The organism is Vibrio sp. T3Y01, from assembly GCF_013114525.1.
In the GTDB taxonomy this organism is placed as follows: Bacteria; Pseudomonadota; Gammaproteobacteria; order Enterobacterales; family Vibrionaceae; genus Vibrio; species Vibrio chagasii_B.
Genome location: NZ_VTXJ01000003.1, coordinates 108,525 through 123,903, shown reverse-complemented (window position 1 = coordinate 123,903; position 15,379 = coordinate 108,525). Strand labels below are relative to the sequence as shown.

The following is a 15,379-nucleotide window of genomic DNA, read 5'->3' as shown; positions in this document are numbered from 1 at the left end:
TGAAAGCCCTCTGAATGAGTCTCGCCTCTCCGTGTGTCAAGCCCTCGTAAGAAATGAATTACGGACAATAACGGATGACGACCACCAAAGTAGTCAGTGTTATTCGCCCATATTTGTTATCGCACTCTCGTAGCCATAAAAACTACGTAAATGCTCGATTTGGTCAGCGCAATTGCGCCAAGCTTCTAACCACACCGGGTCGCGCTCTACCGCTTCACCGTAGGTTTTAGGCGGAGAAGTAAAAGGTTGTGTGCAAGAAGTCAGATACACCGCCGGAGGAAGCACCAACCGGTCTTGGTATTCAGTGATGACCTCAGTCGTAGTACAACCACTCAGAAGCATCAGGAATAGGCACATCTGCACATTTTTCATGAACCAGTACCTCTTTTATTTGGATCACTGTGCGAATCGTTTCAGCATTCCGAGCGTCCTTAGCTAGCAGCAAAACATCAGCGGCCCTTTGCGCTTGCCTAACTTCATCACTTAAGGTTTTAACGGTGATAGACAGTGATTTATTTTTGTTCAATGAGTCTTGAAACTGCCCCTGAAGCTCACCGTAGCGCTTTGCCTGCACTTTGGTTAAATCAAGTAGATACGCAGAGAAAACAAAGCTACCAAGCAACAAAATAACCAAACCTATCAACAAAGCACTTTTGATAGAGAAGTTCATAAAGCCTCTCCTTTTTACCAGCCGTTCAAACAAACTTGTTGTTCTAATTCGCGACGTTTCACGACCCCTGAACATTGACTATCAGGGTCCCTGCAGTTTTTGCCGTTAACATAGACCCAACGTGAAAATTCGAGGCACGCTTTTAAAGGTTGGTTTTGGTTAAATAACTTAAGCATGGTGGAACGTTTAAAGTTGCCAACGCCAAGGTTGAACACAAAGCTCACCAGGACATCAAACTGAGCTTGAGTAACGTCAGTGGTTAGGTGTTTGTTTACAGAATTTTCGGCACTTTTCACATCAGCGATGAAATTACGGGCGATTTGCTCTTGGGTCACAGTATCGCCTTGCCTGACTCCTTGAGTATGGCCAAGGCCGTGAGTCCAGACTTTAGCGCTGCATCGGTAAGCTTGAGTTCGACACCCTTCAAAATTGGCAATATGCCTTAAGCCTTGTTGGCTAGTTCGCAAATCCGAAATTAAATTAAAAGCAAGCGCGAGCACGACAGCGACTGAACACACCCCCTTAGAGATCGCGCTTCGCATAAACTTTCACCGCTTTTTCTGGATTCGCTTTGATTATCTCTACGATCTTTTTTTTGTAATACCGGTTAGTAAAATAAGTCACTATCACAAAAATCAAACCTATGACGCTAACCCAATCTTGCAAAGTCAATGCACCAAAGCCTGCATAGGCCAGAGCACTCACGTATGAAACGAAAGAACTGATTTTCTCTTGCATATTGCGCTCACAAAAAAGCACCCGGCTTTCACATGAATACGGGTGCTTTGTCAGTTATAAACGGTAGAAACGAAAAAACCCCGCCGAATGGACGAGGTCTTGCACAGTATTTTTATCGCACTTTTTTTAGGGGAAGTCAATCGATTAAACAACTTATATTTTAATTCGCCACTTGTGTATCTAAATATATCTCCACCTTAAGTCTAAGGCAGAGAATATTTCTTTCACTAATACCGAGGTATCGTATGAGCTGTATTATTAAATACAAAAATATGATTACATCAAACCTTGCAATTCAATTACTTTACAATTCTAATCGCATGAATTTCACAATAAGTAGACTTCTTAGAAGCCCTCCATGGAACTCCTTTGTAACCGTCTATAACAACCTCACTACCAGTATGTAATGCTGATAAAGCTATACTAAGGGTTCTGCCTATTCCTACATTCTCACTGGTCAAAAAGTATCCCGACTCACACCCTGAGACAATATCATTTACGAGAATTCTTATATCGCCCTCTGCATTTTCGCTATTGTAAGAATTAATACCTCGAATCGTAGTTTTTGTTCCGGCTACGTAAGTACTAGAGAAAGCCCAAGATGACCAAAGACTAAATAATAAACCCATTACAAGAGAATTAATCATAATAGATTGGTTTCCGATTTTATACATTATAATGCATCCTTATATATTATCCATTTCACTTAAAATAAATTCAATAAAATTTTACTTATATAAAATAAATTACATTTTCCAAAAATAATTTATTTTAGTACAATATGTTTTAAACTTTCAACGCCACCTCTTAATGTGCAGTTGTCCATTCCGGCAACCCAAACTTTTTTTTGAGAGGCGTAAGCTGTTAGAACCATGCTTAAAGTAATTTTACCTTCGGGTGTAGTTCCATCAAAAAAATAATTATACCATTGGTTGCTATGACACGCTGGTATTCCTTTAGGCTGTTCTTCTAGGGTGATTAGAACTTGCTTACCAAATGAAGGGCCTGATAAAACCTGAGTTATTTTAGTAGGGTTGGCTTCACTTGCTGAGCATAATCTCGAAAACAAAAATAATAAAAAAAATAATTTTTTCATAATTACCTAAATTTGATTAATTTTTATTAACCTTTTTGAAAGACAAACTTCCTGCCTCATCTAAAAGGAGATACTTAAAGTAAATAGTGTTATTAGCCCAGGTGAAAATTATTAAAATATTCCCTGAAAATTAACTGTGGATTATTTACTTTTAGTCGATAAAAAGTCACATTCCAAATAGAAAAATTCTTTTAATCCACACTAAACAAACGATAGCTACAACATCCTAGCCAAAGTAACCTGCATTATCATCATCATCATGTGACCAATCATGGTTATCATTGCCGCCATAACTAGGCCCGTGATCATCATCATGTCCCCAGGAATCATTATCCGAGCTCCAATCATTACCTTGATTGTTATTTCCAGAAGAATTTGATTCGAACATATCTACAACATCATCGTTAGTTATAATATAGCCTGCTTGACCATATGTTATTTGCATATCAGGCACATCTACATAATTTCCTTTGATTCCAAAAGAAAGCGTTATACCAGCGCCTGATGGATCGCCTGTTACCGGATGCTCATATTTCAGCCCAATCCCAGTAGGCACTGAACCTCCTATAGTGGTACCATTTAGGTCCGTTACATCTCCCTGGAAAAGCCCAACATCTAAAGAAATCCCAAAATCTGTATCTCCCGCGGTTGTATCAAAATATCCTCCAAGTCCAAAGTCGTCCGCTGCTAACCCAAAAGCTGCATTAGCTCCAAACCCAGAAAGTGACCCCCCTACAGTAATGGTATAATCTGAAAAGTCTTTCATACTATTAATCTTTCTAGACATAGAAGAAATCCTTGAATCAGTACTGTATGAATTAGGGAAGATGGAACTCTTATATTGACTAATAACTGTTACATCTTGAAATTTTGTGTGTTTCCCAAATAATCTTTTAGGTATTGTAATTTCAGTAAGTTGCAACCCATCATTATTGATAGTCTTGTATTTTATATCGTTAAGATAGTTATTATTAATTGAAGATATAAATTTAAAATCTGGAACACCATTATTAAGAGTTATTTTCAAGTCGGATTGTGAATCATGGTCATTGGACCCTCCGGTTCTAATATTAACTCCAAACTTTAAATATGTAACAAATCTTTCCCCAGTAATAGGGATAAAGAATGTCGTATCTCCATTTATTATCGGAATATATCCCGAATTATTTGGTTGAGAAAAAGCAATATGAACATAATCAATTTCATTTTTCACTTGAGTAAAATATGAATCCTTCTCGTTTGATAGACTTTCCCAATCATCAAACCTGCCATCTATTGATACTCCCGCTATTGATGATGTTGAAATCACCAATAATAATAGTATTAATATTTTCATTTCATTCCTTTAAATTTATAAATCCGATGTTATTTTTTGTGCTGTATCTATAATCTTCGTCATACAACCAGTATCGCCCAGGTTTAAATGAGTCCTTTAAAAGAAAAATTTTTTTTCTTTTTTTATCAGTAATTATTTTTATAGTTATCCTATCACCTACAGGATGTGAGTTTTCACTAGCTATGAAATGTAGGCCTTTTAACTCCCTTATTAACTCATCTTTATTAAAGCGCCCACCATCATCAATTATGAGAACATTTTCATTTAATATTTCAACAATATTAACCCTTGCAAAAAAAGGAAAAAAATTCAATATTATGAAAAATATCACAATAGGTAAGGTTAGAAAGACTTGATATCCATTAAACCCTTTCCTAAGTATCAAAAAACACAAAAGGAACAATGCAGGTATTAAAGTAACTTGTGAAATCAGAAACATATTGTCTAATAAACTTAACATTAAACTGATAACTCCCCCTCAACTCAAATCTAATTTATTAATTTAATAGGTAATTCGATAAAATCAATTACCCAAGTAGAGTTTCTGATTAACAATTTATATCTCCTATACAAACAAAATTCGCATCAGCGGTATTACCCCAAGAGTTGCAAGTTTCTAAATAATTGACCCTGATAGGAGTTTTGGAGTGATACGCTGACATAATTGAAGATAATGTTGCTTTATATCTAAGAGAAGAGCTGTCCATAGCAAAGCGTCCTGTAACATTACACCCTTTACTAACATTGTTTTCGATTTTAAATATGATCACCTCTTTATCTCCGACAGAATACGGAATATAACCTATCACCTTTCCATGTTGTGATGCTGCAGAAGTAGAGAACGCAGCTATGACAAGAGTAAGAGCTATAAAACTTTTCATTTCAATCCTTAAATTTCCCTTCAGTTAATGATTTAATAGTGAGGCTTATGCCACAACTAAAACAAATATAAAACTAGATAATTTTACAAAGAAACCCGATCACATAGGTATACATAAATTAAGAGTGTGTGGAGCGACTCTGCATAAGAACAACTATTTAGATGAAATCTAATTCGCAAAAATAGAAGTCAACGCTAATTAAGAAACGCTCTACATTAACTTTATGCACTATTTTTAGCCGCCAATTTGAAACTCTATGATCTTGCATTTCCTACCAACATCAGTATCTACGCCTATAGTTACTAACGTAACTGTTTTATTAGCGGCGTAAGCTGTTAATAATGCAGACATCATTGCTTTACTACCAGGGTCAGAATTGTTGATATATGACCATGCTGGATTTAATGGCCCGTTATGACAATGCCAAGAATCTGGTCGTTCCGATATAACCCTAAAATGAAAGTTTTCAGGAGAAGATACATAAATTGCTTTGATTTTAAATGGGGCTGGATGTTCAAACGCCACTGTAAATGGAGAATATATAGCAAAAAACAAAAGTAAAAACCTGATAAACAACATCAACATAACCTTTATAAAACAAGTAGTTATAAAAAAACACATAAGTCAACCACAGAAAATAGCAGGTTTTCACTAGTAAAGTCACAGTTGACAAATACAAATCACAATATGCAACCAAAGTACTAGTCACGTGAATATCATACACCAAATTAACCTATATTTCATATACTTATTACATTCCCCGTGACTATAAAAAACATATTTCACTATATAGGTTGGGGTTAACCTTACGCTCTACGCCTCAACTGCTAGTACTTTACCATCTGCTCTTCTTGATCGTACCTACCCTGCAATGCTAAAACGGCTGCACTGCGCTTATCTACCAGGCATTTAACCAATTTTCCTAGAATCGACTCGTACTTCTTAAATCGTGAGAAGGTAACAGGTAAAGTTTGGCAGAAGTAAGCGAAGCGGGTTTCTTGCGTCCAGCCTATGCGGCCACCATCACAGCATGGGCAAGTTCTTCTTGCTCGATTCTTCGCAATGTACTTACCGCTACCATCACATTCAGGGCAGACTTGGCCAAACTGCTGGGTCGCTTCTGCAATAGCTGTCCTGACTAACGCTTCCAATGCTCTATCGGGATATGGACCGCGCCATGTATCCATCAGCGTGTTGGCTTCCTGTAAGGTGGTTTGGTAAAGCTTTTTAAGTGCAGGTCTATCTTGCAAATATTCAACGAATAACACCAAAAAACCTACTGGTGCTTCCTTCCAGGCTAGACCAACGATTGCCAGCTGCTCATCCTGAGAAAGTCCCCCCTTACCGCCAGAACAGAGGTCGTAGGTGATCCCTTTTACATTGAACTTTGCCAAGAGCTTTTCAATTTGCATTATGCCCTCGCTCCTAGAGCTGCGACCCTTGCAAATACCGAGTTCTTTCGAAACTTCTTAGGATTAGGGCGCTCAATCTCATTAAGTGGTTTGACCTTAGATTTATCGGTCAAACGCATCGCGTTCCTTGAGGGGAGCGAGCCATCCTTGGCTTTATCTGCGTACTTCTTCAACGTTTTTCGGAACTTCACTCTAGCCTCACGTTCGCTTAGCAGGCCTCGACAAACAAAACCCACCTCTTGCGATGTCCAGTACTCGATATCCCCCTTGGGTTCACAACGCAGCATTCGAATAAATGCCTCGTCAATATCAACCAACTCTTCACGTCCCATAGACACAAACTCTGGCAAGCTTGGTGGCCATCCCCCCCCTTCCAACAAAGCCTGATTGACTGCACGACGAATCTCACTGACCGACATCGTTGTAATCGCTTGAGTCCAAGTCGATGGTAGTGCCTGATACGGCCATTTCGTCCCGTAAGCCTCCACAAATTTGACTTGGATCCAATCTTCCAGATTCAAAAGAATTACCTTGTCGCCCAATCGATGTGGCAGTGTGTCCGTATCGTTCGAGCAACTCTGCGTTGTATTGCTCGACTCGATTTTTTGGTGCAGTCTGGCTTGTTCGAGTCTTTTCATGGTCGTCGTTCCATCGTTCTTGATTCAAGTAAGTCGTTAGGTGCAGCTTATCGAAACCAAACTGTCGATTGGCCACACGAGTTTCTACATCTCGACAGAGCATCTCGGTGAACACTTCCGGAGGTTCACTTTGCGCTGTCACGATACTTTTGAATTTTGCTAACGAATTCTTCTTCGATTTCTTGGTTGGGTATGCGGCCCAAAGCCGATCAAAGCAAGATTCAACCACAGACACATGATCTTTATTGTTAGTAGTCTCTGGTAGTCTCTGTGTAGTCTCTGTTTTAGTTTGGCGCTTTTGTGCAGCACAGGTTGGCGCATTTGTACTACACTGCTTGGCGCATTCCGCCAAACTAGAATGGCGCAATTGTGCAACCAGATTTGGCTCATTGATTTTGTAAAAAATACGGCACGGAACACCCTGTTTTTTCTCTTCAAGAATGCCTAAATCACGCAGTTTTTTTCGTGCAGTGTCTAGCTCGCGCCGTGTCATTCCAGTTTCATCTTCCCACTCGGCCTGAGTTTTATAGAAGTAACCGGAAGCATTGGTTCTTCGGCTCCAATAAATCGCTTGGCTTAGCATTAATGCGCCCGTAATGCCGATACCCAACTTGACGAATGGCCGATGAAAAGCGATGGGCCTATCTAAAAATTCGATCATTTAACCGCCCTCGCCTTCATGGTTTGTAGGATTTGCTTCGCTTTATTGCGCGACACCACATAACGACAATTGCCGTTGTTTGCTATCCACAGCATTTGGCCGTGGTAATTTTGATAAGAAAGACTCATTGCACAAAGTTCTCTTGTTTTGTTAATTCGCGTGGTTATTAAATGCATTCAGGTGGTCAGCCTTTTTGCGCCATCAATGTTTCTAAGTATTGAAGTAACGGCTCGTGAGAGCCGGCGCTCTCTTGTAGCTCTCGGTAAGCATCACGAAGTTGGTCAGACGTGGCATGTTCACCAAGTAAAAGTATCGAGCGGAGTGCTTCAGATGACTCTTTGCTAAAATCGGCGAGTAGTTGGTCACGGTTCGCCATGGTTTGACTGGAACCAATAGCAGCAACTGAATACCCAAGCGGGTTTAAGAACTGATTCAGTGCAGCCGTTGCCCTAGCTTTGGGCATTGCTGCAATAATTGCAGGCAACAAATCCATCACGTTAGCTTTGGCCTCTGTGCTTGTTCTGCTGACATAACGAAATAAATTTTGAGTGTTGTTTGGATTGTTGAAAGCCGACGGCACTTTGAGAAGATGTTCCCTTTGGCAGTCTTCCTCCTCGTAGATTTTCATCTTGTGATAGAAACGAGAAATGTATTCTGCAATTTGTTCTTTCGTCGCGTCACTTCGCCAAGCGACTACCGCGTTATGCATAACGCTTTTTAAACTAGGTTGCATGGTTATTCCTTACTGGTTGTTTATCCAGAATGTTGGTGATCAGCCTTAACCTAAAAAATTTAATATGATGTTAGAAAATATCTGGCCTCAGTTGATGTTTATCGACCTCTCCATTGGTTATGTCATGTAAGTTTTTTGCTAATGCAGCCCCTGGGATTTTGTGTCCAGTAATCACCAAACGTAAGTACCCTGTACTTGTTTTTAGCTTCTTAGCCATAGATTTTCTTTGCGTATCAGATAACTGACACCAGTATTCTTTATACATATTAAGCACCTCTTAGGTACATAATACACAAACAAAACGTACCTTCAAGGATATGTACCTTTTAGGAACAAGACTTTAAAGTAACAACATGTTCTAAGTAGTTAAAAATGCTCAGGTAGATGTAATGAAAACTGCAGAAGATATTAGAAGAGAAAATGCACGAGCTCTCGCTCAAAAAGTTGGTGGTACTACGGCATTTGCAGACAAAATTGACCGTTCTACAACTCAAGCCAGTCGATTTATGGGAAAAGGCGCAACACGTGCTATTGGGCCAAAAATTGCTCGGCACATAGAGAAATCTTTCAACATGCCAGAAGGTTGGTTAGATACAGATCATACTGAAGATGAGCTAAAAGAAGCGTCGACGCAATTCACTTCAACACAAACTAGACGAGTACCTATTCTTAGTCATGTGCAAGCAGGTTCTTGGGGTAAAATCGACTCTAAAGACATTATTTACGAGGATTTAGACTGGCAAACAACCTCAAGCAATATCAGTGAGGAAGCCTTTGCCATGCGTGTTACGGGCAACTCTATGACCAATCCACACGGTTCCCCGTCGATACCAGCAGGCTCCATTGTAGTAGTTGAACCATGCAACTGCCCTGATAATGGAAAGATTGTCGTAGCGACACTTAATGATGCTCCAGAGGCAACGATTAAAAAGCTAGAGATTGATGGTCCACATAAGTTTTTGGTCCCACTGAATCCCAAATATGACCCTATCCCAATCAGTGGGAATTGCCGAATAGTCGGCTATGTAAAACAAGTCATTATGAACTTGTAGCAAAGAATCACTCAAAGAAAGCCGCTCACAATAGCGGCTTTTTTGTACCTTAAATTCGTAAAATTCAAATAAAACACAAAAAATGTACTTTACAAGGACAAATATAATAAGTACCTTAAATGTACATTTCGATAAATAACAATGTACCTAAAGTAAAAAGGAAAACCCATGACGTATTTATCTGTTACAGACATCAACAAAACTCTAGAAGGCGCTAAAGCTATTCAATTACATAGAACGAGCTTCGAACATTACCTAGCAAAGATGCCAAAAAGCGATCCATTTTATGACGATCTAGAACAACTCATTCAGCTAAGCGATAAGTGTGAAAATTTGGAAGTAAGCGTAGGAAAAGAAGACGCCCAAACGATCCATCAATTCAACGCTCTTTCTGACCAATTGAGCACTAAATTGAATGAAATGAGATTTTGAAAGGCTGAAAAAGAGAAAACCCCTATCGGTGACCAAACCAATAAGGGCTTACTTTGTGCAATGAGACTTAGATAACCAAACCTAGACCTCGCAATCAGTATATAACTGGCTGACCACCAATTTCAAGTACTTAGACTGATTGCCAGGTTTCACCCAGAAACCAAAGGAACTTTGTGTAATGACGACTCCCCTACTTCGAAACTCTCAGGAAGAGTTTATCCATAAAAAGATTCATCAAATCTTACTTGGTGAAGGCTACGAACACCACGAAGCAACTCGTTCATGTAATTTCGCGATTGAGACCTACCGAACCACCGCTTCGTTCGGAGGCCGTTGTGGAAAGTGTTTCGACTTTTGTTTAGCAAAAGCTCGTCAGTTACTTGCCCCAGTAAAAAAGAAGGCCACCGCTCGAAAGCGAAAAGCTGCAAAATGACTAAGGAACGTAAACGCAAACAAGCAGCAGCTCGCGCCAAGCGCCTAAGGGGTAAGCGTAAAACCAGTCGCAATAAAGATATCCGAGTGACGTTATCACCCAATGAAATCACAAAGCTTATTGATATATGCCAGTTCTTCGCTTACCCAAGGGAACCTTACACCCAAGTTGAAGCTTTGCAGTCGCTTATTCATCGTATTCATGCCGAGATGCCCAAGATAGAAAGCGATTTGGGTTGCTGCGGTAAATGTGGTGAACAGCTACCACAAGGCTGCGCTAAGTTACGCCAAGGCGGTTTGTTTAATGGTGATGCTATGTGTTGGCACACCACGAACCGAGTACGAATTATGCCACCAGCAAAAGGAGTTGCCCAATGATCAGTTTCACCGTCTATGCCGTTATTTGTGCGGTGTTTTATGTTTTTTATATGAAAAGTTCAGTTAATAGAGGAAATTAAAATGATTAATTCAACGATAAACCTAGCAACACAACGCTTTTTCATCAGTGATAAAGAGGTTCGTGAAACTCTTGGGATCAGCCAGCCTACGCTGTGGCGTTGGACTCAAGACCTTGGCTTCCCAAAAGCAGTAAAAGGCATGAGAGGAAAACGTCCTTACAAAGAGTTCATTGAATGGGCGAAAGAGCGCGGGATGATTTGAGAACTTAAGAAGGGAAGCTAGCGCTTCCCTTTATTTGTACACTTTATTCCATCAGCTCACAATATCTAGTGTATCCATCAACATTTCTTCATCATATTGACTCATTTTAGTAAAGAAACTTCTCTCATCTTCTCCTTGGCCAATGTATATAACTTTAGCCTTATTAGCGAAATAACTACTATTCACTTCGCTAACTTTAACCGCTTCAAATGGTTTTTCTTCCCTTTCTGTCACGATCTCTTCAACTTTATGCTCTGATATCGATATAAAACTTTGGGTATCACTAGGGACGTTCCTCCCAATAAATTTAAGGATCAAATCCAAATTAGTCTGGTCAATATCTTCTTTCAATACAGCATCTAATAAAAATGGAAGGCGATGAATATTATCTGTAGCTTCAATCAATTTATTAAGGGCAAAGTGGTACGCCATAACAGTTTTATGAAGCTCAACCCCTTGGAATGGGAATGAATTTATTCGATAGAGCTCTGAATAACGCTTCTCCTTAAGTGGCCTCAACTTAAGTTCTCTTAAGTAGCTATTAAAGAGAGTTGAAAAGTTACGCTCTTTAACTCGTCGCTCAACTAACGTCTCCTCTTCCGTTTTCATAGCACTAAGTTCGCCCTTTGCTTTATCAAGCTTAACTCTTAGCTCTTTGACTTCTGCTTGAATATGAGCATATAACTTTACATCCGTTTTATTCTCAAGCCACTCATCAAAAGTAACACCTTCAAATTTGATCTCTAACAACTCACCATAAGTAGATAATATCTCAGCCTCTAATTTTCTTATTTTTTTATCAGCCGTGTTCAAGGCAGATTGCTTATTCTTCAACTTGCCTTTGATTGTTTCCTCAAGTTTTTCTGTATCATTTACTTTCTGATAATGACTGTATAACCCTTCCAAAGAGTAGGATAAGACTTGAGTACAAGAAGGACATCTATCTACTCCATCAAACTTCTGCTTCTTAATATTATTTTTCGTTCTTCTAAGAATACTTTTATGATTTTGAAGTAATGAGATTTCATTGCTTAACTTAGTATGTGAGTTTCGCTCAGCGATTAAGTTCTGCATCACAATTTGATAGTCTACGAGGTAGTCGTTCGCATCCTCACCAAACTTTTCATCTACTAAGCAAGAAAACTTAAAGTCAGCTTTTTTACTGTACCTAGCAAGGTTATTGATATCTGAAGAAAGGGTGTCCTTCACTTTGGTTAATCTACGGTGTTCTACTCGATCAAAATCATTAGTAATACCTAAGTAATAATCTAAGTAATCTTCACTAAAGCCTTTGTAGTAATTGAGATTCGAGAACGACTCACGAACATAAACCCACCCTACAGACTGAGATACATAATATGGTAAAAACATACTCTCTAGAGGAGCATGCTTAAGCTCACCATTTTGCTCTAACATTAGATTAAAGCCAAACTGTTCACTTAAGTACTTCTTCAGTTTTACATGTTCAGCACTGTGATCAAAATCTACACCATAAAATATGGTCGTTCCCTCAGGACCTTTGATATACAAATCATCAGCTTCTCTAATAAGTGTATATCGTTCACTTACTCGACCCCAATTTTTTGTAAAATCCAGCCTAAATGTCGGATTATAGGATAGAATTTCGTACAGGCCTTCCTTTACATCATTTATTCCGAACGCATATAGCATGCTCTGCATAAGAGTACTTTTCCCTGACGTATTTCTCCCACTAATCAGGTTCGGTCCAATATTAAAGCTCTCATAAAAAGAAAGCTTCTTATCTCCGGTAAATACAAAAAGACTTTCAAAGTTAATTATCATAGTAACAACCTAGCAGTAGTGCTCTACAAATGAGCATAAAATAGCCAACAGAATATCTGCGTCACTTAAGTTCGTATGATGTGATTTCTTAATATCAATTAAGTAATCATTAAACATCTCCCCCAAGGTTCCTTTTGACATGTAGTCATGAGTTTTTACATAGCTTTTTATTACTTGGTATGAGAAATTATTCATATCTTTTAGCAACTCAAACGTATCTGAAATATGCTGCTCTGGTTTCAAAACAACCTTTATAGGGAAACTAACCTGTTTCGAAAAATCAGCGGAAAAATCCCTCCAAAAGTCATAGGTTTTCTGTTTCTCGTCAAGAATCACCAAAGTATTGCCAATCTCATGCCCTTCAACTCTCTTAGAAGTATCCATTAGTTGGACGTCATTTCCTTGGTTGTATGTATACTCGACATTTCGAAAAAGCTCCAAAAGCACATCTACAGCCGCCTTTGAATCAACTATATGTGGAAACTTGTTCTGCATCAGACCGTACAGCGCTTCTTTTTGCCTTTGAGGAGTCTTTTGCAACTCAATAAACTGGAATCGAACATCGCAAAGACCATCTTGATGATCATCCAGGTCATACTTTTCATAAAAACACTGTATATAATTACATGCCTTCTCTTGTATATCCAGTGGCAATTCATCAAATTTGATGAGTTCATTTGCCTCGCTGATCAGCACCTTCTGAGCAATTTTGCCTTGTTCCATTTCAGCTTTTTTAGGATTGTAAAAGTAATCTTGCTCAGTATTTGAGATAAAAGTTAGTTCTTGTACATAATCTGGTGACTTAGGAATAGGATCATTTTTAAGATCATGCCCAGCCTCAAGCATCTTGCCCAAAACCTCTCCCATAGCTGAATCTATCGTCCATAAAGCACCCGTTTTTTTCTTGGCTTGGTATGCTTCAATCTTTTCAACTTGCGTAGAGTCTGCGGTTCTATAACAAAACAAGAAATCATCATAATGCTCTATGCACAAAAAATAGTCTTTATCCTTAAAAGAGTCATAGTTATCTAACAGTAAAAACAATGCGCAATTTCTCTGGAATTCATAACCACTGAGAGCAACTACACCGGAGTTGGCCGCTTTTTTCTTAGTCAATGAGTGATTCTCCAAAGTATTTACTTGAACGCACAAAGTAAGGTTCGAGTCCAAAGATCATACGCATTTACCTGCTCTTCTAGATAGTCATAATCAAGATAGTGGCTCTGTACCCCTCTGTGCACCTTGTGCCCAAGCATGGTTTCAGCCACATGAAAAGGAACACCCATAGCTTCCCATATATTGCGAGCTGTTCTTCGCATGTCGTGATTGGTTGTCCTAGGGAAACCTGCCGCCTCTATCGCATCAGCTAACTTACGGCCAAACTCTACAGGCTGGTTTTCAGACATTGGCCTATCGGCTTCTACTCTTACGGGTGGGAACATAATTTCAAGATCAGGATAAATGGCGAACTGATTGCGAATGACTTCTTCTGCCAATGGTGGAATCGCTCGTCGAATTGCCCCGCCCTGCTTTTTCCTGATCTTGTTGTTTTCTGCTGGTACTGTCCACACAAGTGCCTCTAAATCGAAGTCTTGCTTCTTCGCTAAACGCAGCTCGTTACTACGATTGGCAAATATCATCATTAGGCGCAGGAAGTTTTTGTTGCTCTCATGCACACCTATGTCGTCAATAGCTTTCCATAGTGCTTTAACGCCAGCTTCTGTCTGCTTGCTCTTTTTGGTGTCTGTTGGTGCACCTACATCGGTTTTTTTTACTTCTGCAAGCATGTTGTATTTGAGTAAACCGTGACGAACAGCATAAGACAGCACTTGTTTAAAGCGCGACATAAGGTTTGCTGAATGCTTGGCACTCACGCGAATCTTAGCCTTTTGAAATACTGGCATGTAATCGGTCAGTTCGAGGTGTTTGGCTTGGCGTTGGCCTAAATATGGACTGATGTCTGTTCTAAACATCTTCTCTAGTGCTTGCCACTGCTTTACGTTGTGTTTGCCATGGTGTTCAACCCAATAGTCAATTAGGTCATCGACTGTACTTGGTAGAGCTTTATCTGAAGGGTTGATGCCTATTCTTGGGTCAATGCCTAAGATAACGAGCTCAGCTTTCTTTTCACGCTCGCGCAATGCATCGCGCATTTTCATAGCTGGGTACTCGCCAAGCTTCATTTTTATGGCTTTACCTAGATAAGTAACGCGGTAAACCCAGGTCACTTTACCTTTCGGGCTCACACGCACGCCTAAGCCATCCCTATGGGTAACTTCGGGTTGCCCTTTGTAAGGCTTACCTTGTGTGGCTCTTAGCCAAGCATCTGTAATTGCCATTCATTTACACCAAAAATATTTGGTACAAATTTGGTACAAATCCAATATGAATGCAAGTGTATTCTAATCATTATGAGCTACTATCCACCAAATATTTTGAATGACGTTCTTTTTGTTAAGCGATTGTATTGAAAGGATTAGATCAAGGGGTATGAATGGTAAATAGGAATTGCAATAAGAAGGGAAATTCACGTCTTGAGGCACACCAAGCAACACATGAAAATGTTTAATATATGTCTTTCAATCAACTAGTACGCTGATTGGGGATATATGCATAATAAATATACCCACGGAGAAGCAAATACAGATGCCTCGCTCGTGGGTATCAGAGCATTGTAACGAAATAATATGAAATAACAATGACGGAGGAGATCTCCCTACACTTCTGTCGCCCTTTGCTACCCAGCTTATGCAGACTCGAATCGCTTCTATTATGCTTCCACAATTTGAAGCGCCTTTCACAATGAGCCAAATCAATTTAGCTATTTCGGTTTAT

General features: G+C 39.4%; 23 protein-coding genes. 5 read left to right on the top strand and 18 right to left on the bottom strand.

Annotated elements, in window-relative coordinates; genetic code table 11:
* Nucleotides 1–99: 99 nt before the first annotated feature.
* The 15 genes from F0232_RS04805 to F0232_RS04735 all read right to left on the bottom strand — a co-directional run bounded on the left by F0232_RS04805 (nt 100) and on the right by F0232_RS04735 (nt 8,430).
* Nucleotides 100–342 (bottom strand): hypothetical protein, encoded by a 243-nt coding sequence (locus F0232_RS04805; protein WP_243645881.1) that lies wholly within the window; start codon nt 340–342, stop codon nt 100–102.
* Nucleotides 314–670 carry a hypothetical protein gene (locus F0232_RS04800; RefSeq protein ID WP_171750717.1) on the bottom strand — a complete coding sequence of 119 codons (357 nt, stop codon included), beginning with the start codon at nt 668–670 and terminating at the stop codon, nt 314–316. The genes F0232_RS04805 and F0232_RS04800 overlap by 29 nt, the downstream gene beginning before the upstream one ends.
* A 14-nt stretch (nt 671–684) precedes the next feature.
* The gene (locus F0232_RS04795; RefSeq protein WP_105057284.1) at nt 685–1,212 is read right to left on the bottom strand and encodes a lysozyme; all 528 of its coding nucleotides are present in this window, start codon (nt 1,210–1,212) and stop codon (nt 685–687) included.
* A complete protein-coding gene (locus F0232_RS04790) occupies nt 1,193–1,408 on the bottom strand; it encodes an HP1 family phage holin (protein ID WP_048663574.1) in 216 nt (71 codons plus the stop codon). The genes F0232_RS04795 and F0232_RS04790 overlap by 20 nt, the downstream gene beginning before the upstream one ends.
* Before the next feature lie 299 nt (nt 1,409–1,707).
* On the bottom strand, nt 1,708–2,082 hold the full coding sequence (locus F0232_RS04785; RefSeq protein WP_105057285.1) for a hypothetical protein: 375 nt from the start codon (nt 2,080–2,082) through the stop codon (nt 1,708–1,710).
* A gap of 92 nt (nt 2,083–2,174) precedes the next feature.
* Nucleotides 2,175–2,504 (bottom strand): hypothetical protein, encoded by a 330-nt coding sequence (locus tag F0232_RS04780; RefSeq protein WP_171750716.1) that lies wholly within the window; start codon nt 2,502–2,504, stop codon nt 2,175–2,177.
* 226 nt (nt 2,505–2,730) lie between these two features.
* Complete coding sequence (locus tag F0232_RS04775) at nt 2,731–3,840, bottom strand: hypothetical protein (RefSeq protein ID WP_105057286.1); 1,110 nt, start codon at nt 3,838–3,840, stop codon at nt 2,731–2,733.
* Between the two features lies 1 nt (nt 3,841).
* A complete protein-coding gene (locus F0232_RS04770; RefSeq protein WP_171750715.1) occupies nt 3,842–4,300 on the bottom strand; it encodes a hypothetical protein in 459 nt (152 codons plus the stop codon).
* An 88-nt stretch (nt 4,301–4,388) separates the two neighbouring features.
* Complete coding sequence (locus F0232_RS04765) at nt 4,389–4,721, bottom strand: hypothetical protein (RefSeq protein WP_253821935.1); 333 nt, start codon at nt 4,719–4,721, stop codon at nt 4,389–4,391.
* 234 nt (nt 4,722–4,955) lie between these two features.
* A complete protein-coding gene (locus F0232_RS04760) occupies nt 4,956–5,300 on the bottom strand; it encodes a hypothetical protein (RefSeq protein WP_105057289.1) in 345 nt (114 codons plus the stop codon).
* A gap of 248 nt (nt 5,301–5,548) precedes the next feature.
* Nucleotides 5,549–6,133, bottom strand: coding sequence for a hypothetical protein (locus F0232_RS04755; RefSeq protein WP_171750714.1), 585 nt, complete (start codon nt 6,131–6,133; stop codon nt 5,549–5,551).
* Nucleotides 6,133–6,552: a hypothetical protein gene (locus F0232_RS04750; RefSeq protein WP_105057291.1), complete on the bottom strand. Its 420-nt coding sequence runs from the start codon at nt 6,550–6,552 to the stop codon at nt 6,133–6,135. Before F0232_RS04750 ends, F0232_RS04755 begins: the two co-directional genes overlap by 1 nt.
* Nucleotides 6,539–7,354: a hypothetical protein gene (locus F0232_RS04745; RefSeq protein ID WP_105057851.1), complete on the bottom strand. Its 816-nt coding sequence runs from the start codon at nt 7,352–7,354 to the stop codon at nt 6,539–6,541. The genes F0232_RS04750 and F0232_RS04745 overlap by 14 nt, the downstream gene beginning before the upstream one ends.
* Before the next feature lie 262 nt (nt 7,355–7,616).
* Complete coding sequence (locus F0232_RS04740; protein ID WP_050650704.1) at nt 7,617–8,165, bottom strand: toxin YdaT family protein; 549 nt, start codon at nt 8,163–8,165, stop codon at nt 7,617–7,619.
* Nucleotides 8,166–8,235: 70 nt separating this feature from the next.
* A complete protein-coding gene (locus F0232_RS04735; protein ID WP_048617908.1) occupies nt 8,236–8,430 on the bottom strand; it encodes a hypothetical protein in 195 nt (64 codons plus the stop codon).
* A gap of 124 nt (nt 8,431–8,554) precedes the next feature.
* On the opposite strand from F0232_RS04735, the gene F0232_RS04730 reads away from it, so the two are divergent.
* The 5 genes from F0232_RS04730 (at nt 8,555) to F0232_RS04710 (ending at nt 10,741) form a co-directional block, all read left to right on the top strand.
* Nucleotides 8,555–9,217 carry a LexA family transcriptional regulator gene (locus F0232_RS04730; protein ID WP_105057292.1) on the top strand — a complete coding sequence of 221 codons (663 nt, stop codon included), beginning with the start codon at nt 8,555–8,557 and terminating at the stop codon, nt 9,215–9,217.
* A 168-nt stretch (nt 9,218–9,385) separates the two neighbouring features.
* Entirely contained in the window at nt 9,386–9,649 is a 264-nt protein-coding gene (locus F0232_RS04725) for a hypothetical protein (RefSeq protein WP_105057293.1), read from the top strand.
* 178 nt (nt 9,650–9,827) lie between these two features.
* The gene (locus tag F0232_RS04720) at nt 9,828–10,082 is read left to right on the top strand and encodes a hypothetical protein (RefSeq protein ID WP_105057294.1); all 255 of its coding nucleotides are present in this window, start codon (nt 9,828–9,830) and stop codon (nt 10,080–10,082) included.
* On the top strand, nt 10,079–10,459 hold the full coding sequence (locus F0232_RS04715; protein ID WP_105057295.1) for a hypothetical protein: 381 nt from the start codon (nt 10,079–10,081) through the stop codon (nt 10,457–10,459). Before F0232_RS04720 ends, F0232_RS04715 begins: the two co-directional genes overlap by 4 nt.
* Nucleotides 10,460–10,540: 81 nt before the next feature.
* Nucleotides 10,541–10,741, top strand: coding sequence for an AlpA family transcriptional regulator (locus F0232_RS04710; RefSeq protein WP_105057296.1), 201 nt, complete (start codon nt 10,541–10,543; stop codon nt 10,739–10,741).
* Between the two features lie 51 nt (nt 10,742–10,792).
* Here the strand turns inward: F0232_RS04710 and F0232_RS04705 are convergent, their stop codons facing one another.
* Genes F0232_RS04705 through F0232_RS04695 form a run of 3 tightly spaced genes read right to left on the bottom strand, consistent with a single transcriptional unit; the run spans nt 10,793 to nt 14,883 of the window.
* Nucleotides 10,793–12,544: a hypothetical protein gene (locus tag F0232_RS04705; protein WP_105057297.1), complete on the bottom strand. Its 1,752-nt coding sequence runs from the start codon at nt 12,542–12,544 to the stop codon at nt 10,793–10,795.
* Nucleotides 12,545–12,553: 9 nt separating this feature from the next.
* On the bottom strand, nt 12,554–13,660 hold the full coding sequence (locus tag F0232_RS04700) for a dsDNA nuclease domain-containing protein (protein ID WP_171750713.1): 1,107 nt from the start codon (nt 13,658–13,660) through the stop codon (nt 12,554–12,556).
* A 20-nt stretch (nt 13,661–13,680) separates the two neighbouring features.
* On the bottom strand, nt 13,681–14,883 hold the full coding sequence (locus tag F0232_RS04695; protein WP_105057299.1) for a site-specific integrase: 1,203 nt from the start codon (nt 14,881–14,883) through the stop codon (nt 13,681–13,683).
* Between the last annotated feature and the right edge of the window lie 496 nt (nt 14,884–15,379).

Bases quoted from the DNA above. Each gene is read 5' to 3' on its own strand.
- F0232_RS04735 (WP_048617908.1), bottom strand. From the start codon at position 8,430: ATGTATAAAGAATACTGGTGTCAGTTATCTGATACGCAAAGAAAATCT.
- F0232_RS04730 (WP_105057292.1), top strand. From the start codon at position 8,555: ATGAAAACTGCAGAAGATATTAGAAGAGAAAATGCACGAGCTCTCGCT.
- F0232_RS04805 (WP_243645881.1), bottom strand. From the start codon at position 342: ATGCTTCTGAGTGGTTGTACTACGACTGAGGTCATCACTGAATACCAA.
- F0232_RS04725 (WP_105057293.1), top strand. From the start codon at position 9,386: ATGACGTATTTATCTGTTACAGACATCAACAAAACTCTAGAAGGCGCT.
- F0232_RS04775 (WP_105057286.1), bottom strand. From the start codon at position 3,840: ATGAAAATATTAATACTATTATTATTGGTGATTTCAACATCATCAATA.
- F0232_RS04750 (WP_105057291.1), bottom strand. From the start codon at position 6,552: ATGTCGGTCAGTGAGATTCGTCGTGCAGTCAATCAGGCTTTGTTGGAA.
- F0232_RS04740 (WP_050650704.1), bottom strand. From the start codon at position 8,165: ATGCAACCTAGTTTAAAAAGCGTTATGCATAACGCGGTAGTCGCTTGG.
- F0232_RS04760 (WP_105057289.1), bottom strand. From the start codon at position 5,300: ATGTTGTTTATCAGGTTTTTACTTTTGTTTTTTGCTATATATTCTCCA.
- F0232_RS04710 (WP_105057296.1), top strand. From the start codon at position 10,541: ATGATTAATTCAACGATAAACCTAGCAACACAACGCTTTTTCATCAGT.
- F0232_RS04770 (WP_171750715.1), bottom strand. From the start codon at position 4,300: ATGTTAAGTTTATTAGACAATATGTTTCTGATTTCACAAGTTACTTTA.
- F0232_RS04780 (WP_171750716.1), bottom strand. From the start codon at position 2,504: ATGAAAAAATTATTTTTTTTATTATTTTTGTTTTCGAGATTATGCTCA.
- F0232_RS04745 (WP_105057851.1), bottom strand. From the start codon at position 7,354: ATGCTAAGCCAAGCGATTTATTGGAGCCGAAGAACCAATGCTTCCGGT.
- F0232_RS04765 (WP_253821935.1), bottom strand. From the start codon at position 4,721: ATGAAAAGTTTTATAGCTCTTACTCTTGTCATAGCTGCGTTCTCTACT.
- F0232_RS04695 (WP_105057299.1), bottom strand. From the start codon at position 14,883: ATGGCAATTACAGATGCTTGGCTAAGAGCCACACAAGGTAAGCCTTAC.
- F0232_RS04800 (WP_171750717.1), bottom strand. From the start codon at position 670: ATGAACTTCTCTATCAAAAGTGCTTTGTTGATAGGTTTGGTTATTTTG.
- F0232_RS04785 (WP_105057285.1), bottom strand. From the start codon at position 2,082: ATGTATAAAATCGGAAACCAATCTATTATGATTAATTCTCTTGTAATG.
- F0232_RS04715 (WP_105057295.1), top strand. From the start codon at position 10,079: ATGACTAAGGAACGTAAACGCAAACAAGCAGCAGCTCGCGCCAAGCGC.
- F0232_RS04755 (WP_171750714.1), bottom strand. From the start codon at position 6,133: ATGCAAATTGAAAAGCTCTTGGCAAAGTTCAATGTAAAAGGGATCACC.
- F0232_RS04790 (WP_048663574.1), bottom strand. From the start codon at position 1,408: ATGCAAGAGAAAATCAGTTCTTTCGTTTCATACGTGAGTGCTCTGGCC.
- F0232_RS04720 (WP_105057294.1), top strand. From the start codon at position 9,828: ATGACGACTCCCCTACTTCGAAACTCTCAGGAAGAGTTTATCCATAAA.
- F0232_RS04795 (WP_105057284.1), bottom strand. From the start codon at position 1,212: ATGCGAAGCGCGATCTCTAAGGGGGTGTGTTCAGTCGCTGTCGTGCTC.
- F0232_RS04705 (WP_105057297.1), bottom strand. From the start codon at position 12,544: ATGATAATTAACTTTGAAAGTCTTTTTGTATTTACCGGAGATAAGAAG.